Source organism: Candidatus Chlorohelix sp., assembly GCF_037138995.1.
Classification (GTDB): Bacteria; Chloroflexota; Chloroflexia; order Chloroheliales; family Chloroheliaceae; genus Chlorohelix.
This window is the reverse complement of record NZ_JBAXHI010000029.1, coordinates 37,767-52,809: the sequence shown is the minus strand read 5'-3', so window position 1 is coordinate 52,809 and position 15,043 is coordinate 37,767. Positions and strand designations below refer to the sequence as shown.

Genomic DNA, 15,043 nt, shown 5'->3' with positions numbered 1-15,043 from the left:
TAAAGCACTATCTGAAAAATTGGAGGCGTTAAGTAGGGCAATTCCACCAACTGTATATAAATCTGAATGTGAAAAGCTTTTCAAGGAATATGAATTTGCCGTGGCTGACTATGAAAAACTTTTCAAGGAGCTTGAATCTACCTTAGCGAAAAAATAATAGAATCGGCAAAGAAGTTTATATTGGTATGTGCCATACGCTGAGTTGCGCATTCTACGCCAAAATCCGCGCTATTTATTATTGGGCGCAGACACCAGCAATAACGCCTCTTGAATGCCACTGTCTATTACCTTAAATTCCGGTTGGCTACTGGATAAATCAACTCCGATTCCTTGGGCGGAATCCCCCCATCCAACCAGTACCGCCATCTGATTAGCGCTCCAGCCTATAGTGGGGTATCCCTTGAGGATAGGAGCAACGCCTTTAATATTAACCTGAGAGCCGTTCGTGTGAAAGATGGTAATAGAGAGGTCGCTTGTTTCAGAATAAACCGCAATGTAATTTCCATCGGGCGAAAACAGGGCTAAAGAACCATTAGAAACCGAAGTGCCGATTTTTCTTTTGGGGGCGGAACTGCTACCGTCTGCGTTTATAGTTTGCACATACAACTGGTTTTTAGCGTCTCTATATAAAATTTTATCACCATAGCAGCCTAGCGCGGAGACGGCGGTTTGGTCGAGTTCTATCGGCGTTTCGGTTTTGTCAGCGCTTGCCGTAAAAACACCAAGTGGGCTATGCTTGGCATCATTTCCCAATTTTATATAGGCAAATCGGCGCGTCTGCTCACAGAAAAAAGCGTGTTCCCAACTTACATCGAACGCTACCGGACGCGGGAAATCTGAATTGGCGGATAAGTCATGCACCCAAAGGCTGGTTTTCTCGGTTTGGTTTGAAGCCTGAAAAGAGAGCGCAAGTGGGCTAACCCATTTCGTATTAAAAGCGGGCATAGCGATATATTTAGTACCGTCTATTGTGCCAAGCTCAGGACCGGTCAGGAAGGAAAGGCGCGTGCCATCCTTATAAACCGACCAGAAAGCGATTTCATAGCCTGCACCCGTTCCAAAAAACTGAGTTCTGACAAAGGCAATTCTGTTGCCATCGCTGCTCCATACCGGGCGGGCAGCATAATCTTTATCATTAGCTACTAATTTGTGGGGGGCAGGATTGGCAGGGTCAAGGTTTGCCAACCAAATTTCTGTTGGATATAATTTCCCGAACACCCCCTCATACACCCCCTCAAAAGTAACCCCCGAACGGTTTGCGCGGGCGTAGGCAACTTGCGTTTGGTCGGGAGAAATCCCCAAACTGCTTATTGCTCGGTTGTCCACCCCATAGTAACTATCAGAATTGCGCTGTGCGTTTACAATAGGTCTTTCCACGAAAGCTTGGTCATCCAACGTGGTTATTTGGGGTTGGTTATCTATAATCTGCACCATTTTAAGTTGCAGAGTTTTATTTACCTTCTGGAAAAAAACTGACTTTGCTTCCGAAGCAAGTGTGTAGCTGAAAACACTATCGGCGAGCTTTTGGGGCGTTGCGCCGGAAGTTTGGTAATACCACAGGGCGTTATTCTTGTAATAATAAAGTGTTTTTACGCTGGCGTTCACTGTTGGCAGAGCGGTAGGGCTGCTTGAAACAGGCTGAATGGTGGTTTTAACAGGTAGCGGCGACTCTGCAAGAGTTGAAACAGGAGCAATAGTATCAGGTTGAGAAGTAGGTGATACTTGTACGGGGCGTGTGGTGGTGGAAACGGGCGTAGTTGTTGCTGTGGAGATAATCGGACTGGTAGCATCTCCACAGGCTGCAGTCAAAAGTCCGGTTAAAATTACTACCAGCACTACCAAAATGTGACGTTGCATTGTACCGCACTTTCAAAATTGAATGGGAATTTCTGAATCAAGTAGCCTGATTATACCTTTAACCATTGATAACGGACAAGAAATATAAGATTATGAAATAAAAAACCGGACTCGGCTAAGTCCGGCATAAATACAAACCTTTGCGGGTATCAGCTAAGCTTAACCGGCAGTGTAATCGCGGAAGGAGAAATGATCATCATCGGATTCATCCTCACTCACAACAAAGGGAGCGATAGGAGTGACAGTTTCTTCCATTGTGCCGCGATAGCGGAATGAATCTTTACTGCCAGAAGAATCACCTTTCAAAGGTTCGCTATCGTGGCTGATTAAGTCATCATTGACAATGGTTATATCACGTTTCGCCGGCTTCTCCATAAATGTTTCTCCCGAATACTATGAGCAAATCGCCCAGTTTTAATAAGAAGGCGCAAATTTCAGGAGTTATAGGTTTTACCTATTATCTCTATAATCCTATATTATTGTTACCAAAATGGTTATTGAAAATCAAGGGCATACTGCACAAGCTATGCTAAATTGTTATGTGCAGTTTGCACAAATTAGAGAATTTGAACTCAACTAAAAGGTTATAAGGTCTTTGATTTTTTCTATAACGCTGTTGGTTATGCCCGGAATCTTACGCAAATCTTCGACGTTGCGATAAAGCCCAATTTTGGAACGGTATTCTACAATGCGGGCGGAAAGCACTGTACCAATTCCGGGCAACCGATCTAGCTCCGCCGCACTGGCAGAATTAACGTTTATTTTCCCATCATTCCCATTTTCGAGAGGTGGCGCAGAAGTATTTTGTACCGGAATGTTAGAGCTAGTAGTGAGTGGGGCAGAGGTAGCTGTCCGACTTGGTACAATTATTTGCATTTCATCTACTACTCTACGTGCCAAATCTATTTTCAGCAAATCAGCCTCATCCGCTATGCCGCCCGCCGCATTTATCGCGTCCTCCACCCTATCACCCGCTTTTAGCTGATAAACTCCCGGATAATGCACAGCACCCGCAACATGGACTTTTATAACACCATCCAAAGGAGAATCAGTATAACTAGAATCAGCAGGCTGTGTAATTTGTTTATTCGCGGCACGGATTTGGGTATCGGTTTTGGAGGTAAATAATATGCCAATGCCTATTGCCATCATGATTAAAACAGTAATCACCAATGAGGCATTAATAATTCCGGGTCGTTGTTGAGCCTTATTTGAAGTATTTTTGTTTTGTTGAGCCATAGATATTACCTGATTACAAAATGGCTGCTTATTTACTTTATTATAGTGACTATTAACTTTTGTAACCGTTCACGGAATGAAATGTAGGCTCAAACTTGGATTAAAAGAGGATTTGCAACCCTGTGAACGGTTAGCCTTTTTTACCTATTTTATTTTATTCCCTAAAGCTTACCTTTTTTCTCGCACCTTGACAATACCTCAAGCGAAAATTTAACGCTCACAAAAAAAATTTCATAGTTGACAGTTTCTAATATCATGCTATATTTAATCGTGCAAATATTGTAACTACTTACAAAAGTACCGCAATAAATAATTCTGGACATTTCCAGACACTAACAATCAATAGAAATTTTTATGGCAAGACAGAAAGGAGCAGAAGATGTCAAATTTAATACATTCAAATAGCATCTTCGCAACCCAACTGAATAGCCTTAACGGCAACCGGATATGGCTCGGCAACGCAGAATTTGCGTGCGGCATTCCCATTGATAGTAGCACACCAATAATCACCGCTACGTTCAATGGAATAGTGGGTGTCGGGACTCTGCCCTTCACACAAAAATCCGGTAGCGATAGATTGCTCGAAAAGAACAGAATCATTAACAAAAGCATATTCCCTTGTCCAGTAGGGTTGTACCATTCACCGCCAACAGCAGCAGGAGGAGGTGCAACCAGCTAATAAGCCGTAAGGCTGATACCGGAAGAATCCGGTAAAGCCAAAACACAGCTTAATAGATTTGTACTAACCTGCAAATCTGAACACTGGTCGAGGGTGTAAGTTCCGAAAGGGAATTACACCTTTTTTGTTTGCCAAAATATCAAACACAGGAGAACAAGTAGCCATGTTTGACAATAAGATAAGTGAGCTAGTGGCTCAAAACACCGATACGGTCATTGCGGATCGAACCTTTAACAACAAGCGTGCGCTGAATCGCTTTCTAAAAACCCTTACGCCTGCTCAAATCGTCGAAACCCAGATAATGGTTGATGATGAGATGTTCGTGGTTTTCTTCCCTATTAGCAGCGCTTCTTCCGAGCGACACTTCGATACCAACGAGGTAGCGGGTGCCGCTTCGGCAAAAACGCCAGCGGTTCGCGCAAGGCTTGAAGTAACTATCTAGGTCTCGCCATCCGATAGTTTGCAAAAACAAGCAGTATTAGTGGAACAATAGGTAGTGTAGAAGTGTCAGATAAGAGCAGAGGAGATAAAAAATATATGGACAAGCCAATGAGCAGACACAAATTAACTTCAGGAGGTCAGGCATGATAATTAACTGGATTTTGGAGAGCCATGTTGTTGGAACATACTGTCGTGGCTCTCTCCACCACAACTACTCCCGCATAATTAGCGCAATCCTCTAAAATCATTCTAATTTCAAATAAATATTATATAAAGCTATAGCTAACTATTAAATGACGCTTCAGGGTATCCTCGTTCACCTCGTAACCGATGCCGATATTATCGGTAGGAACGGTGATACGCCCATTGGATGCAAGGATACGTGGCTGAGTTAGGTCTTCTTCAAAATATTTATCGCTACCGGAAACATCACCGGGCATTGAGAAGTTCGGCAAGCTGCACAAAGCGACATTATGCGCTCGTCCGATTCCGTATTCATGCATACCGCCGCACCACACCGACACGCCATGTTGCTGGCATACATCATGGATTTTACGCGCCTCAAGCAACCCGCCCACTCTACCGGGTTTGACATTTATGACCCGGCAACTACCCAATTCAAGAGCATGGCGGGCATCTTCCGCCGAATGGATACTCTCATCAAGGCAAACGGGAGTCTCAAGTATCTTCTGGAGATGTGAGTGATCCACTATATCGTCATGCGCTAAGGGTTGTTCTATCATCGCTAGATTAAAACGGTCAAACTGCTGAAGGTGTGGTATATCTTTCAATGTATAAGCAGAATTAGCATCGGCAGTAAGCGGTACATCCGGGTAACGCCTTCGCACTTCCGCCAGCGTTTCAATATCGCGACCGGGCTTTATCTTGAGCTTGATACGTTTATAGCCTTCCGCCAGATATTTTTCAATCTTTGAGAGAAGTGTATTGGTATCCGGTTCAATGCCGAGGCTTACCCCGCTTTCAATGTAAGGACGTGTGCCACCTAGCATTTTTGAAAGCGAAACTCCCCGGCTTTTTGCCAGCAAATCCCACACTGCCATCTCCAACCCGGCTTTGGCAAAATTATTGCCGCGCACCCACTCATAAAAGCTCGTAAATTCTTCGACCGTATCGAAAGATTTGCCGAGTATGGCAGGAATAAGGAAATCGCGTTGCATGTGAAGGCAGGTTTCGAGAGTTTCGGGGCAATAATCCGGTTTGCTAGGGCTGGCAGTTTCGCCCCAACCAATTGCCCCGCTCTCATCATAAAGCTTGACGATTAGATGGTTTAACTCGGATTTACGACCAAAGCTGGTTTCAAAAGCATCTTTCAAATTCATTCGGACGTGATAGAGTTCTATTCTAACCAACTTCATGCCGCGTATCCTTCCCTTCAGGCACATTTCTACACCATTAATCGAAAGTGATTAGCGAATCCCGGCGAAAAGGTCGTCTTCAATCTCCATGTTCTCAGAACCGATAACGCCCGATTTGCCCTGCGCTAAATGATAATACTCGTAGCCCATCCCCTCTTTTAGCATTTCAGGGGGCATTTTGTACCACATGCTATCCGGCGAAATTTGGGTTTTGTGTGCGCTAAAAGCTTTGAGCTTCTGGTCGAAGTATTCGCGAGCATCATAGCGGGTGGTGACGGTGGCATCAGGGTCGCCCATCGACTCGAAATCCATTTCCGGGTTACTCCAAGGTCCGTCAATCCCCATAGAACGCGCTCTTTCCGCTGCCAGCCTGAACATAGAAATGGGTAAAGCGGTGTAATAGAGCTTGGAGGGTTGCCAAGCCTCAAGCCCAAGGTCGGGGTAAAAGCGTTTGTCTCCGGCAGCATTAAAAGCTATAACAGTAACCCGATGTGCCTGCACATGGTCTGGATGTCCATAACCGCCCCATTGGTTATAGGTAGTAACCACTTGTGGGCGAAATTCACGAATATACTTTACCAAACGCTTGACAGCATCATCAAAATTTGCCTGATAGAAACTTTCGGGATTTGCATTAGGCTCAGAGCCAACCATCCCGCTATCCCTAAAATCAAGAAAGCGCAACTCGCTTATGCCCAAAATTGCTACCGCCTCGCGCAATTCGCCTTCCCGCACTTTACCCAAGTTTGCGGCTACCTCTAGGCGAGTTGCCTCATCCAGCGTAGGGTCAACAATATCGCCCGCTTCGCCTCTGGTTGCCGTAACTAACACGGTACGCACCCCTTCAGCGGAAAGACGCGCCAATGTGCCGCCTGTGCTAAAAACTTCATCATCGGGATGGGCATGCACCGCCATAAAAGTCAACGGAATATTATCAGCCATTTATGAATATTTCCTCTCAAAATATGTGTCTAATTTGATGAACTATGCGCCCCATTTTCTACAGAACTGGCGCAAGTAATAGTATATCCCTTTTTTATAAAAACGGAGATTAATTTACCGACTCTTTAGAAAAAGATAATTAACGCCGATTAACGAAACCTTTTATGCTATAATTTCGTAAAAATAATAGCTGACTAAGCAAAAGGATAATTTCAATGGAATGCCGCGAAGGAAATGCGGATAAAAAGAAAGAACCCGATGCGTTATCGCTTAGTAAGCCTGAACCGAATGAATTGTTCGGCTCAGCTGAGGATTACTCGGCAGATATTCCGCCAGAACCGAGCAGTTCGGGGGAGAATGATGAGGGTGCAGTGAATAGTGCAACGTTTGCGGCAAAGCCGTTTACCAGCACATTTCCGTTTGCCAAAACTAACAATATAAATAGAGTGGAACAAAAAGCCAGCGCGAGTCCGGTTTTTGAAGCAAATCACGAAGATGAGAATCTAGTACAGCAGGTTCTAGGCGGTAATCAAGATGCTTTCGCGCAACTGATTGAACGCTATAAAGTAGCAGTTTTTAACCTCTGTGCCAGAATGTTAAACGACCAGAACGAGGCGGAAGATGCTTCACAGGAAGTTTTCCTACGCGCTTATAACCAGCTTCATACCTATCAAACCGGAAGGCGTTTCTCCACATGGATTCTTTCCATCGCTTCACACTATTGTATTGATATGTTGAGGCGGCGCCGTCCTGTAACCGATTTGGATAGCATTGCTTTCTGGAAACCAAGCGACCTGCCAGAACCTGAAGAATCCGCCGTCATCAGCGAAAACCGGGACGAGGTGCGTGACTTACTACGCAAATTACCGGAAAAATACCGAAGCGTGACTATTCTGCGCTACTGGCAAGATTTGAGCTATGAGGAAATCGCTGAAACTACCGGGCTTACAATAGCTACCGTTAAAACGCGCTTGTTTCGCGCCCGCGAATTGCTGGCAAAAGAATTAGATAAACAGCGTCACAACGGCGGGGATGCCGGAAATCGAAGCAATGAGGAAAAAAAGTTTCTGAGAGGTAGGTTTGGGCTAAATAGCGCCAAAAACAAAACCGCTAAGGGGGATATCAATGTTCTGCCGTGAGATGAACCCGCATATCTCGCCATACCTAGATGGTGTACTCAGCCTTGCACAGGCTCAAAAAGTCGAGGCGCACGTTGGTATTTGCCCCAAGTGTCGCCATAGCCTTTCACTGATGCAAGAAATTCCGAAAGCCCTGCAAACTAACCGGATGTTGGCTCCAAAAGAAGATTTTACTGCCGCCATTATGCAGCAGATTATTATCAAGCACCATTTGCGTTCTAGCTTGGCTACAACTACCCAACCTGAAACTGCAAGAAAGGTGGATGAAGTCGTGCCGTTTGATGCGGCGCGACACAAAAGAGCCTCCAACCCTTCGCCAACGAATTATGTTTTACGTTTTGCGGCTATGGCAGCGGTTTTGATGGTTATGGTTGGGGTAGGGGCTTATCTGAATGTGCTAAACGGAAAAGGCACAAGCGGCACACAAGCAGCCTTTGGCGCGGCTATTGGAAATTTTGCCGGGTTGCTGGCGGATTCGGTGCAAAGCCCTTTGGTTCTTTTGTTGGGAGTAGCTCTATCAGCCCTGATAATCGTGGCTACATGGTGGTACTTAATACGTCGCACTCAAGCGCGGCAATAACAATTCGCAAGGGTTGGTTTTAACGCCATCCCTTTTTTGGTTCTTATGAACTCTCCTCTGATTATCCTTTCCGGAGTCGAAAAATCTTATCCGATGGGTCGGCGACGCTTTCAAGCCTTGCGGGGTATCAACTTGCAAATATCCGGTGGGGAATTTGTAGCCATAGTGGGACCTAGCGGTAGCGGTAAATCCACCATCCTCAATATGATAACGGGCATTGATCGCCCCACTGTCGGCTCGGTGACAATAGCGGGCAAAGAGCTAAACCGCTTGAGCGAGAATGCGCTTGCCCGTTGGCGTGGGGAAAACGTAGGTATTATCTTCCAGTTTTTTCAGCTATTACCAACCCTAACCGCTCTGGAAAATGTGACGCTGCCTATGCACTTGCGAGGTACTGCTTCAAAATGGCGTGGACAGCAACGACATGCTCGCGGGAAAGAAAGCCTTGCGCTGGTCGGTCTTGCCGAGCATGGCGACCATCTACCCTCTGAGCTTTCGGGGGGAGAGCAACAACGGGTGGCGATGGCACGAGCTTTGGCAAATGACCCGCCGATTTTGGTAGCAGATGAGCCAACCGGCAACCTAGATACGGAAACCGGGCAAATGGTTTTCGACATTTTTCGCCAACTTGCCGGAGAAGGCAAAACCATTATCTTTGTAACTCACGACCCAGCGCTCGCCGCTAAAGCGCAGCGCCTCATCCACGTCCGCGATGGTCTAATCATAAAGGACGAGGCGCATATCAATTAAGAACTTTCGCTTTAGGGATATTTCAGGCAAGGGGTTTATGGACTTTGAGAAATTAATCCGTAAATAGTTTTCAGACAAGGGGCTTAAGCCCCTTGTTACCGGAGGTTTTACCCCAAGTCCCGTTTTACGGATTCAAAAGCTCTTTGTCGTTAATTCAGCTTCATTTTTTCTGAAACAAGCGACTCTTGGTCTGGAAGAATTACCGAAGGTTTGGCAGTATCCTTAGATTTTTCGGTGTCAGAAACTGGTAGGTAAAAATAAACGGTAGTACCTTTGCCAACTTCAGATTCTACGCCCAAATAACCGTTGTGCCGATTGATTATGGAAAAAGCGGTAGTCAAACCCAAACCAGAGTTTCCAATTTTAGTGGTAAAATACGGCTCGAAAATACGCGCTCGAATATTAAGCGGAATTCCAATCCCCGCATCTGTCATACTTACCTTCACATAACTGCCATCGGGCAGGGGTATTTCTGAATCCAAACTGGTATGTTCAAAATTCTCGGCTTTAACCTGCAAAACCCCACCGTTGGGCATTGCTTGTATCGCGTTCAGTGCCAAGTTTTGAATAACCTGATTGATTTGTCCTTCATCAATTGCAACTTTCCACAAATCTTCGGGACAAATTAACTTGCTTTCCACAAGTGTGCCATTCAACGCAAGCTGAAGCCATTCCTGAAGCAAAGACGGAAACACCGCAACTTGTTTAATCGGAGCGCCGCCACGCGCAAAGGTTAATAGTTTTGCAGTAAGCTCCTTCGAACGATACGCCGCCATTTCTGTTTCAGAAAGCAATTCTTTTATAGACTCGATGTCCGCAGTTGCTTCTAAATCCATTCTTAGCAGCCCAAGATTACCCACAACCACTTCTAACATATTATTGAAGTCATGAGCAATACCGCCCGCCAGCAATCCCAAGCTATCAAGTTTTTGTTGTTCCTGTAGCTTTCTTCTAGTAATATCTCCAAAATAGAGGGTAAACCCGCCATCCTCTGAGGGATACATATTGACTTCATACCACTTCCCAATAGAATTTGCAAAAGCTTCAAAATTAATTGCTTTGCGCTCTTTTTGAGCTTTTTTAAATACTTCGCGAGCTGTATTTGATTCGCTCAGCACCGGAAATTCATCCAAGATATTTTTGCCTAACAATACTTCATGTCGTTTTTCCAGAGTATATTCCGCTTGCGCGTTAACATAGGTAATGAGACCCATTGAATCCACCGCAAAAAAGGCATCGCGGATGCTCTCCAGAATTGCAATAACTTTCTGATTGGACTTTAGCAAAGCCAACTCAGATTCTTTGCGCTCGGTAATATCACGGATAACCGCCACGCCAGAGACAAATTTATTTTTAGAATCGAGTATTGGTTGCCCAACTGCTTCGTACCAACGGAACGTGCCATCCTTTAAGCGGGCGGTAAAAATTATTTTGAATTTCTCCCCATGCGCGGCACGCGCTTGAGGAGTAGTGGTTGCTGTTAGCTTCGTTTTTCTATCCTGATTAAAAAGCGTTGCTCCGGCATTCACAAATTGTTCCCGATACGCCTCATTCGTCACCAAGGTTGTACCATCCGGTCTTACTACCACTACCGCATCATTCATACTGGCAAGAATCATGGAGAGTTGAATACGCTCCTGCTCACTTAGCTGTTTCTGAATTTCCAGCGTTTTGGTCATCTTTTGTAACTCGGTAGTGCGAATCGACAAATCAGAATTGGCAGTATTTAGCTCCTCAATCGTGGCTTGCAACTCCTCGTTCAAGGTCTCCAATTCCTCGTTAGTAGCTTGCAACTCCTCGTTCAGGGTCTCCGCTTCTTCGGTAGCTGCCTGTGCCTCCTCGTTTCTCAGAAGAAAATCCTCATTCAGCCGTCGCATTTCTATATTATTATTATTCAGTCGTTCATTTTCTTCCAACAAAGTAGTGTTAGTTGCTACAAGAATTTCCATTTGCTTGGCATGGCGCGACACTGTATCTTCTGCCTGCTTTTTCGCCTCCAGTAGAGCTTTATTGATTTCCTCATGGCGGGAATTAGCATATTGCAATTCTTTATTGCTAACTTTTAATGCCTCCAACGACTGTTCCAATCGAGCGGACAAGTTGCGTTGCTCAGTATTTGCCTGTTCTAATTGAAGCCGATAAGAATAAGAAACGGTAATATCGTTTATAAGAAGTAATGCCTGAGTACTCGGCATATCCTTAGAATCTTCTGAGACCGGCTGAGGATAGCAATTGATTTGCAAATAAGTCGGCTCACCCGTTGTTATATGGGGAACTTCTACATTAGTTAATTCAGTTATCACCCTCTCGCGTAAGGTAGTATTAATAAGCTTCGCTAATTCTCGCGCCGGAAGGCTTTGAGCAAGATGTACCAAATCTTCACCGATTGCAGCAGAATGAATCCCCAATAAGCGACGCGCGGCAGAGTTGATTTCCTGAATGTCAAAATGCGAATCAATCACGATTACGCCTATGGGCAAATTCAAGAGCAGGGTTTCTTTTACGGAACGACTTTGCAAAACTTCCAGATGCGCCCGTTCCAATTCGAGATTGGGTACTCGCCCCCGGCGTAAATCAGAACGCGGTAGGGCTTGAGTAGGGATTAGATTGGGGAAACGCAGCGGTTGGAGTATGCGCCGTTGCCCAAATCTCCGAAAAATTTTATGGGTAGAATGTTCCGGTAAAAACATGTCGGAAAGTGGGTTTGTCGTTTCGGTTTTGCCGAGCGCAAGGATGCCGCCATCCCGCAACGAGAATGCAAATAATTGCAGCGCATATTGTTGCAATTCACGCGAAAAATAAATAAGGACATTGCGACACACCACCATATCAATGCGAGGGAAAGGAGAACGTTGCCCCAAATCATGTTCGCCGAAAACAACCAAACTACGTATTTGCTTTTTTATCTCGTAACTATTATCTAGCTCATTGAAATAAGACGTTATAAGTTCGGGCGGGAATTTTTGCAAACTTTGCTTGGGATACACCCCTTGCCGCGCGAAGGCGATAGCGGCGCTATCCAAATCGGTAGCAAAAATCTTGATGGTGAACTCGTTAAGCTCATCTTCCAATACTTGGGCAACCAAAATCGCCAGCGAATAAGCCTCCTCGCCGGTGGCGCAACCTGCCGACCAAATACGCAACTCTTTGTTATGAACGCGGCTATATTCCACTAATTCAGGTAATACATGCTCCCGCAAATAGTCGAAGAATTCAGGATCGCGCATAAATTCGGTTACTTTAATCAGAAAGTTGTTGACCAATAGCCCGTATTCTGAGGGGGTTTCTTTGAGATAACGAATATAGCCGTTCAAATCTACCGAGTTGGTTGCCGCGATACGCCGCTGAATGCGCCGCAGAATTGTAGCCGATTTGTAAGAGCGAAAATCCAAGCCACTGTGATCTCTTACTAATTGGAGAAAAGGTTGTAAATCTCCTTCGGGGGTAGCGCGAGAAGGTATATGAATACCGGCAACCAAATCGGAAAGGATTGAACCGATTCGCTTCAAATCTGCTATTATGTCAATTGATTGGGGTGAAACAGCCAGTGGCATACCCGGAAAAGCGGCAGTAGCCGGGTCTTGAATTATTACAGTGCCGCCCAAGCGGCTAACCTCAAATGCGCCAACACTGCCATCTGTTCCTGTTCCAGTCAGAATAACCGCTATCAGCTTCTCCCCATAGACTTGTGCCGCTGTAGAAAGTAGAAGGTCAATAGAGGGTTGAGAATGCCCGTTGGAAACAGCCAGCACTTCAACCTCACCCTCATTAATCTGGACGTGCCGATTGGAGGGTACCACATAAATTGTGCCGGGTTGCAGCGTAACGCGGTTGTCTACAGTAACAACGGTTAATTCCGTATGGCGGGAAAGTATTTCTTCAAGATGGCTAGGACGCTTCGGGTCAAGATGTTGCGCTATAACCAAAGGAATAGGGAATTCTTTGGGAAGTGATTCAACCAAGCTTGTCAAAGCTTCAATTCCACCCGCAGAAGCTCCGACTACTACTAGCTGGAAAAGCGGCTCAGAATCCGGCATAAGAGACCCTTTCTAATATAACATAAGGTGTATAAATTTAAAGGTTCATTCTTATTAATTATACTCTCTTAATTAACAGAAATATATGACATTTATATTAAATTTCTGAAATTAAGCCTTCTTTGCCGCTTTGCTTCCTTTCCTTTCATCCGTCAAAACGACCCATAAGAAAAGATGTTTGGAGGGAATAGAAATCGCCAGTTTGGCAACTTCCCAGAAGGAGGCGCGTTCATCCAGAAAGCGAAACACATTACGAGCTTGATTATATTTGAACATCCCGGTAAAGACTCCCTTCATCTTTCCGGTAAAGCGGTTCATTGCTTCCAGCATCAGCGAATCCAACACATAGTAGAAGGGTTTGGAGCGAGGCACTTTAAATGGATGGTTGTGTTTCAAGAGCGATGCGACAATTGCTTCCGTATCATTTTGAATCCGGGTAAAGGCATAGCCGGAGGAAGGTTTGACCATCCCCCCTGCCGTACCGATGGACATCACAAAGCGCCCATGCCGCCGCTTGAAATGGCGATCAGACAGCACAAGAGCGCCGCCCTCCAACGCTTTCACCTTATACTCGGTTATTTTCAGAACATCCTTCACATAGGAATGCATTATCCCATCATACTCTGCATGACTTAAACCTACATATTCAATCAAGGCACTTCGTGGCGAGAACGGTAATAGATAGAAAAAACGCATATCGCCCGATTGGGGGATGCGGAAATCAAAGAGGGTGGCGCTATCGGGATTGAAAGTGTCAGTGGGAGTCTCGATGAGCCAGCCCTTGAAATATTGCCTCAAAACCTGTTTGCCAAATTCCGGTTCATGTTTCAAGTCAGCCGGTCTAAAGCGACTATCGAAAACCCATTGCCCGTAGAACCTTTGCCCTTCAATATACACATAAACGCCATATATGCCGTTTTCAACCCGCTCAACTCTACCTTGCGCCAAATGTACATTGGGTAAACCAGAGAGCTTTTCCCACATGAAACGGTAAAAATCTATGCCCCTGATAGTCTTGTAGGTCAAATCGCCCAAATCAATATCTTTTTCAAAATTCTCGCTGGAGAATCTTATTTTTTTCCAAGAATGATACACTATCTCATCAAAAGGGGTGGGCTGGTCTGTCCAAAAGCTTAAAGTGCGATCGTTCCGGTTTTTCAGGCGCTGTTCAATTACCAGAACAGAGCGATCAGAAAGAAGGCTGTTTACAATCCGATATGCCAACGATAATCCGGCTATACCGCCGCCAATAATAATATAGTCATACTTTTTCGCGCTATCTGCTTCAAAATACCCTTCAGCCATTTTTTTTCCGCCTCTATAGATTGCCTCGCTGAATTTTAGACAACTAGGTAAGCATTTGAGTTTCATATTGCGCTAATGAGATTATACGAAAAAATTACGTCGGTTTTGAATCTTATAAACTAAAGAAACTCCTGATTGCTCAGGAGCTTTGGGTCTATCAAGGTTCTATCAGAAGTCATAGCACACTCGTCATTGAGCGCAATAAATATTTTCGAAGAGGCGGAGTATCTAGCGTCCGAATAGCTTGAACCTGTTTATCCTGAACTGGAAATACAGGAAGCAACCTACGCAAAAGCCCAACAAAGCTACGGTTGCCGCAACCGCTACCATCAAGGCAAAAACCCAGCCAAGAATCGGGCTACCTGCTAAAAAAGCGACCTGTGCCAACCCCAATAGAATAACCGCGATGCTGTTGTTAAAGCGCATCAAACGGCGGTCTTCTCTAGGGGAATCAGGAATTTGCTTGGCAAAAACCCGTATCCCAATCTGATAAATCAGGCTGGTAGAAGGACCTAACAACACCGGGAAAAGAAGGATTAAAAACAAAGCGGTGGTAAACAAAGGTTGCTGAAGCAATACACCCACGATAATACCAGCTACAATAGTGGCGCGATTGAGTGTAACAACCGGCTGTGGAATATCTCTTATATCATTAGTAATGCTTTTACTGTTAAAACCCATGATAAGCTCCTGTATAT

Annotated in this window: 13 protein-coding genes; 4 read left to right on the top strand and 9 right to left on the bottom strand. The window is 45.0% G+C overall.

What is annotated here, in order from left to right; all coding sequences use genetic code 11:
* Positions 1–228 precede the first annotated feature (228 nt).
* The 4 genes from WCK19_RS13230 to WCK19_RS13215 all read right to left on the bottom strand — a co-directional run bounded on the left by WCK19_RS13230 (position 229) and on the right by WCK19_RS13215 (position 3,736).
* Positions 229–1,857: a hypothetical protein gene (locus WCK19_RS13230; protein ID WP_342397859.1), complete on the bottom strand. Its 1,629-nt coding sequence runs from the start codon at positions 1,855–1,857 to the stop codon at positions 229–231.
* A gap of 159 nt (positions 1,858–2,016) precedes the next feature.
* Positions 2,017–2,232 (bottom strand): hypothetical protein, encoded by a 216-nt coding sequence (locus WCK19_RS13225; RefSeq protein WP_342397858.1) that lies wholly within the window; start codon positions 2,230–2,232, stop codon positions 2,017–2,019.
* Between the two features lie 201 nt (positions 2,233–2,433).
* A complete protein-coding gene (locus WCK19_RS13220; protein WP_342397857.1) occupies positions 2,434–3,096 on the bottom strand; it encodes a ComEA family DNA-binding protein in 663 nt (220 codons plus the stop codon).
* A 397-nt stretch (positions 3,097–3,493) separates the two neighbouring features.
* Positions 3,494–3,736 carry a hypothetical protein gene (locus WCK19_RS13215; RefSeq protein ID WP_342397856.1) on the bottom strand — a complete coding sequence of 81 codons (243 nt, stop codon included), beginning with the start codon at positions 3,734–3,736 and terminating at the stop codon, positions 3,494–3,496.
* Between the two features lie 202 nt (positions 3,737–3,938).
* Here WCK19_RS13215 and WCK19_RS13210 point away from each other — a divergent pair, with 202 nt between their 5' ends.
* Positions 3,939–4,217, top strand: coding sequence for a hypothetical protein (locus WCK19_RS13210; RefSeq protein ID WP_342397855.1), 279 nt, complete (start codon positions 3,939–3,941; stop codon positions 4,215–4,217).
* Between the two features lie 265 nt (positions 4,218–4,482).
* On the opposite strand, the gene menC is transcribed toward WCK19_RS13210, so the two are convergent.
* On the bottom strand, positions 4,483–5,592 hold the full coding sequence (menC, locus tag WCK19_RS13205) for an o-succinylbenzoate synthase (protein WP_342397854.1): 1,110 nt from the start codon (positions 5,590–5,592) through the stop codon (positions 4,483–4,485).
* A 51-nt stretch (positions 5,593–5,643) separates the two neighbouring features.
* Positions 5,644–6,534 carry an N-acetyl-1-D-myo-inositol-2-amino-2-deoxy-alpha-D-glucopyranoside deacetylase gene (gene mshB / locus WCK19_RS13200; RefSeq protein ID WP_342397853.1) on the bottom strand — a complete coding sequence of 297 codons (891 nt, stop codon included), beginning with the start codon at positions 6,532–6,534 and terminating at the stop codon, positions 5,644–5,646.
* A 215-nt stretch (positions 6,535–6,749) separates the two neighbouring features.
* Between mshB and WCK19_RS13195 the strand changes: the two genes are divergently transcribed.
* From WCK19_RS13195 to WCK19_RS13185, 3 genes are read left to right on the top strand one after another with little or no spacing between them, the layout of a single operon-like run.
* Positions 6,750–7,673 carry a sigma-70 family RNA polymerase sigma factor gene (locus tag WCK19_RS13195; RefSeq protein ID WP_342397852.1) on the top strand — a complete coding sequence of 308 codons (924 nt, stop codon included), beginning with the start codon at positions 6,750–6,752 and terminating at the stop codon, positions 7,671–7,673.
* Positions 7,660–8,253: a zf-HC2 domain-containing protein gene (locus WCK19_RS13190; protein WP_342397851.1), complete on the top strand. Its 594-nt coding sequence runs from the start codon at positions 7,660–7,662 to the stop codon at positions 8,251–8,253. Before WCK19_RS13195 ends, WCK19_RS13190 begins: the two co-directional genes overlap by 14 nt.
* Positions 8,254–8,298: 45 nt before the next feature.
* Positions 8,299–9,003 carry an ABC transporter ATP-binding protein gene (locus WCK19_RS13185; RefSeq protein ID WP_342397850.1) on the top strand — a complete coding sequence of 235 codons (705 nt, stop codon included), beginning with the start codon at positions 8,299–8,301 and terminating at the stop codon, positions 9,001–9,003.
* 149 nt (positions 9,004–9,152) lie between these two features.
* On the opposite strand, the gene WCK19_RS13180 is transcribed toward WCK19_RS13185, so the two are convergent.
* The 3 genes from WCK19_RS13180 to WCK19_RS13170 all read right to left on the bottom strand — a co-directional run bounded on the left by WCK19_RS13180 (position 9,153) and on the right by WCK19_RS13170 (position 15,026).
* Positions 9,153–13,040 carry a CheR family methyltransferase gene (locus tag WCK19_RS13180; RefSeq protein WP_342397849.1) on the bottom strand — a complete coding sequence of 1,296 codons (3,888 nt, stop codon included), beginning with the start codon at positions 13,038–13,040 and terminating at the stop codon, positions 9,153–9,155.
* A gap of 111 nt (positions 13,041–13,151) precedes the next feature.
* On the bottom strand, positions 13,152–14,345 hold the full coding sequence (locus tag WCK19_RS13175) for a lycopene cyclase family protein (protein ID WP_342397848.1): 1,194 nt from the start codon (positions 14,343–14,345) through the stop codon (positions 13,152–13,154).
* A 228-nt stretch (positions 14,346–14,573) separates the two neighbouring features.
* Positions 14,574–15,026 (bottom strand): DUF4395 domain-containing protein, encoded by a 453-nt coding sequence (locus tag WCK19_RS13170; protein ID WP_342397847.1) that lies wholly within the window; start codon positions 15,024–15,026, stop codon positions 14,574–14,576.
* Between the last annotated feature and the right edge of the window lie 17 nt (positions 15,027–15,043).

Bases quoted from the DNA above. Each gene is read 5' to 3' on its own strand.
- WCK19_RS13230 (WP_342397859.1), bottom strand. From the start codon at position 1,857: ATGCAACGTCACATTTTGGTAGTGCTGGTAGTAATTTTAACCGGACTT.
- WCK19_RS13225 (WP_342397858.1), bottom strand. From the start codon at position 2,232: ATGGAGAAGCCGGCGAAACGTGATATAACCATTGTCAATGATGACTTA.
- WCK19_RS13220 (WP_342397857.1), bottom strand. From the start codon at position 3,096: ATGGCTCAACAAAACAAAAATACTTCAAATAAGGCTCAACAACGACCC.
- WCK19_RS13215 (WP_342397856.1), bottom strand. From the start codon at position 3,736: ATGGTACAACCCTACTGGACAAGGGAATATGCTTTTGTTAATGATTCT.
- WCK19_RS13210 (WP_342397855.1), top strand. From the start codon at position 3,939: ATGTTTGACAATAAGATAAGTGAGCTAGTGGCTCAAAACACCGATACG.
- menC (WP_342397854.1), bottom strand. From the start codon at position 5,592: ATGAAGTTGGTTAGAATAGAACTCTATCACGTCCGAATGAATTTGAAA.
- mshB (WP_342397853.1), bottom strand. From the start codon at position 6,534: ATGGCTGATAATATTCCGTTGACTTTTATGGCGGTGCATGCCCATCCC.
- WCK19_RS13195 (WP_342397852.1), top strand. From the start codon at position 6,750: ATGGAATGCCGCGAAGGAAATGCGGATAAAAAGAAAGAACCCGATGCG.
- WCK19_RS13190 (WP_342397851.1), top strand. From the start codon at position 7,660: ATGTTCTGCCGTGAGATGAACCCGCATATCTCGCCATACCTAGATGGT.
- WCK19_RS13185 (WP_342397850.1), top strand. From the start codon at position 8,299: ATGAACTCTCCTCTGATTATCCTTTCCGGAGTCGAAAAATCTTATCCG.
- WCK19_RS13180 (WP_342397849.1), bottom strand. From the start codon at position 13,040: ATGCCGGATTCTGAGCCGCTTTTCCAGCTAGTAGTAGTCGGAGCTTCT.
- WCK19_RS13175 (WP_342397848.1), bottom strand. From the start codon at position 14,345: ATGGCTGAAGGGTATTTTGAAGCAGATAGCGCGAAAAAGTATGACTAT.
- WCK19_RS13170 (WP_342397847.1), bottom strand. From the start codon at position 15,026: ATGGGTTTTAACAGTAAAAGCATTACTAATGATATAAGAGATATTCCA.